The organism is Aeromonas sp. HMWF015, from assembly GCF_963878965.1.
Classification (GTDB): domain Bacteria; phylum Pseudomonadota; class Gammaproteobacteria; order Enterobacterales; family Aeromonadaceae; genus Aeromonas; species Aeromonas veronii.
Genome location: NZ_CAWNZT010000329.1, coordinates 1 through 2,820 on the forward strand (window position 1 = coordinate 1; position 2,820 = coordinate 2,820).

At 64.9% G+C, this 2,820-nt stretch carries 5 protein-coding genes; all 5 read right to left on the reverse strand.

Annotated features, from left to right (window positions below; all coding sequences use genetic code 11):
- A partial coding sequence (locus AACS18_RS16350; protein WP_146184783.1) for a DUF2586 family protein occupies nucleotides 1-545 on the reverse strand: 545 nt, incomplete at its 3' end.
- A 4-nt stretch (nucleotides 546-549) separates the two neighbouring features.
- On the reverse strand, nucleotides 550-1,236 hold the full coding sequence (locus AACS18_RS16355) for a phage virion morphogenesis protein (RefSeq protein WP_108612731.1): 687 nt from the start codon (nucleotides 1,234-1,236) through the stop codon (nucleotides 550-552).
- Complete coding sequence (locus AACS18_RS16360) at nucleotides 1,233-1,745, reverse strand: phage tail protein (RefSeq protein WP_099358946.1); 513 nt, start codon at nucleotides 1,743-1,745, stop codon at nucleotides 1,233-1,235. The genes AACS18_RS16355 and AACS18_RS16360 overlap by 4 nt, the downstream gene beginning before the upstream one ends.
- Nucleotides 1,746-1,753: 8 nt before the next feature.
- Nucleotides 1,754-2,215 (reverse strand): head completion/stabilization protein, encoded by a 462-nt coding sequence (locus AACS18_RS16365; protein WP_108612732.1) that lies wholly within the window; start codon nucleotides 2,213-2,215, stop codon nucleotides 1,754-1,756.
- Nucleotides 2,216-2,332: 117 nt separating this feature from the next.
- Nucleotides 2,333-2,820: phage terminase small subunit (gene gpM, locus AACS18_RS16370; RefSeq protein ID WP_108612733.1), on the reverse strand; the 488-nt coding region annotated here is incomplete at its 5' end.

Consider the following 2,820-nt stretch of genomic DNA (forward strand, 5'->3'; position numbering starts at 1 on the left):
GCGCCGGCGAGGTTGGGCCACAGCTGCGGCAGCAGGGTGACGGATTCGGCCTTGATGCCATCTTGCAGGGTGACCAGGGCGGCCTCGTAGTCGCTCCAGCTCTGGCCATCCTTCTCGGCAGCATTGATCCCCGCGACCGCCAGCAGCATGAACTGCCAGCGACCCCACTTGGCGATCAGCTCCTGGTTCAGCGCGTGGGCGGCGTTGATCTTCGCCTCGTCCCACTCTTGCCCCAGTACCACCACCCCTTCAAAGGATTGGGTCTTCTGGGCCTCACGGACGGCATCTTTCCAGTCCATGTCGGTGGGCAGCACGAAGGCGGCGGCCGTCCAGTTCTGGCCGGCATTGGCCATGGCGGCCTGCAGGTTGGTTTTGAGCTCGCAGGCGGGCTCGCCCAGCAGCTTGTCAAAGTCGCTCTGGGTGTTGAGGGAGAGCAGCTTGCCGGTATTGCTTGGCGCCGTGCCGACAAACAGCAGGTGGCGCTCGACCTCGGTCACCGGCCCCTGCATCTGGTTCACGTTGTTGATCTGTACATAAGGCCACATGGCGTTATTTCCCCTTCATCTCTTGCTTGTTGACGTCCCAGCCGTAGTCGATGCTCTGCAGGGCGCGGGCAAAGGCTTGCTCCCGTTGTTTGGCGTTGGCGCCGAGGAACGGGCGGGCAGGGAGCTCAATCTCCCAGCTCGCTTTCACCGGTTCATCCTTGAGCTTCCTGATGAGCAATCCCGCCTGGGCGTAGTTGAGATGGCCGGTGATCCAGCCAAGCGACGCCGAGCGGTATGACCCTTTGCGTGCCCCCGGGCGCTTGAACCCGAGCTCGCGCAGCTTGCGGGCCTGCGCCTTGGTCGCGGGCTTGAGCTTGCTACCCTCGCTGCTCGCGATGCGGCGCCGGCTGGCCGCGGTCACCTGATAGGTGTGTCCCTTCTGGTGGGTGTTGGCGATGACCCCTGCGTGAACGTTCATCGTCCCTCGCTTGAACCCGAGCTCGGCCACGTCCTGGCTGGGGGCGTGGATCTCCAGCAGTTTGGGCAGGCCGCGCAGCATCTTGCGTTTGCCCCGCTTGCGAGGCGCCCAGGGCTTGCCGTTGGGGTCTTGTTGCTGGCGCACATGACGGGCCGCCAGCTTTTTGAGCTCGGCCGCGGCGCGCCACACCAGGCGCTTGCGCTTCTGGGGTGGCAGGGCCAGCAGGTTGAGCTGGTCTTGGCTGCGGCGAGCGTCCAGGGTGATGGTGATCATGCCGGGCCACCTACCTGGTGATGGCCGGTGTCACCGACGTTCATGTCGATGTGGTCGGCCACCCAGATCTCATAGGGGGCCACCTGCCAGCGCTTGCCGAGCCAGTTGATGGGGCCGCTCGGGTGCTCGATAAGGCGCAGCGGCTCGGTAAAGGCGAGCTGGATCTCGAGATCGGCGCTCTTCTCATCGTTTGGGGTCACCGCGTATTCCGGGTCGGCCAGCTCAAACTGTTCGCGAAACGTGTCGTGCTCCTGCACCCAGGCGGCCACCGCGGCCAGCACGATGGCCGGATCCAGCTCACGAAAGGGCAGTTGCTCCACGATGAACACCGCCTGATAGGTGAGCCAGGCCACGTCTACGCCGGTGGGGCCCATATTGCGGGATTCGAGGCGGATCGTTCCGTTCTCCATCCAGCTGTCGAGGGACTTGCGGCACTTGGCCGGCAACACCCGGTTGAGCTCGGCGTGGAGGGCGTGCAGGAAATAGCCCTGGGCCTGCTGTTCACTCATCTCTTTACTCATATCAACGAGACCCCCGCCCGGTGTTTGCCCTTGATGCTGCGCACCAGTTGCTGACTTTCGGCTAGCAGTTGGGCCCGTTGCTCAGATGAGCGCTCGGCCAGGTTGTTGGCGGCCGGCCGCTCGGTGACGCTGGCGAACTCCGGCAAGATGGCCGCCTTGGCGCGGGCGAACACCGCGGCCAGATACTGCTCGGTTAGCGCATTGGTGCCACCCTTAAGGCTTGGCCCCGGCACCTCGGCGGCACAGGCATAGCCCTCGGCCATCAGCGCGGCCTGGCGAATCGCCAGCTGCAGGTTGATTTCCGAGATGGCCGCCAGCAGCGCGGCGCCGGTGGTTTGCGGGTCAAGGTCGGCAGGCAGGGCGCGGCGGCGTTCAAAATCGGCCACGGCCACATCGGGCCAGAACCCGTCATTGCGGATGGTGGCGGCGCTGTAGTCGATATCCTTGCCTGCAAACATCACTGACCTCGTTTGAAAAAAGGGCTCCCCTGTAGCCACGGATCGCAGGATTCGGCGCGGGCCTTGCGGCTGGCCTATCCTCCCCGCCGGGGAGCGACGGCGCGGAGAGTCGGTTGGTTATTCGGGATTGAGCACCCGCAAGCGCATGGCAATCTTCTGGCGCAAGGTGTTGACCCCCACCTTGCTGTGCAGCTTCTCTGCTTGGGCCAGCCAGTGGTCGGCCTGCTCCAGCGTGGTGGAGTCCCCCACGGCACTGGGGCGCGGCTGGCCGTCCTGGTCACGTAGCAGCAGGCAGCCCGCGGCCTTGAACCACTTGGCGGTGAGCTTCTCGTTAAGGCGCCAGTCATTGCGTACCTTGTCGAACACCCGGGAGAACCAGGGCTCGACCGCATGGCCTTCAGCCGCTTGCTTCTCGGCCCACTCCAGCACGGTGTCGGCCACAAAATGGGCCCAGTCCCGTTTGATGTTGCTAGGGGTGCGCTGGCCCTGGGCGATGGCGAGCTCGGCCCAGGCGATGCCGGTGTCGAAATCGCCCACATCGAAGGCCCAGACGGTGAGCAGCTGAAACAGCTCGTTCTGATAGGGCTGGCCTGACTCGGCCACGC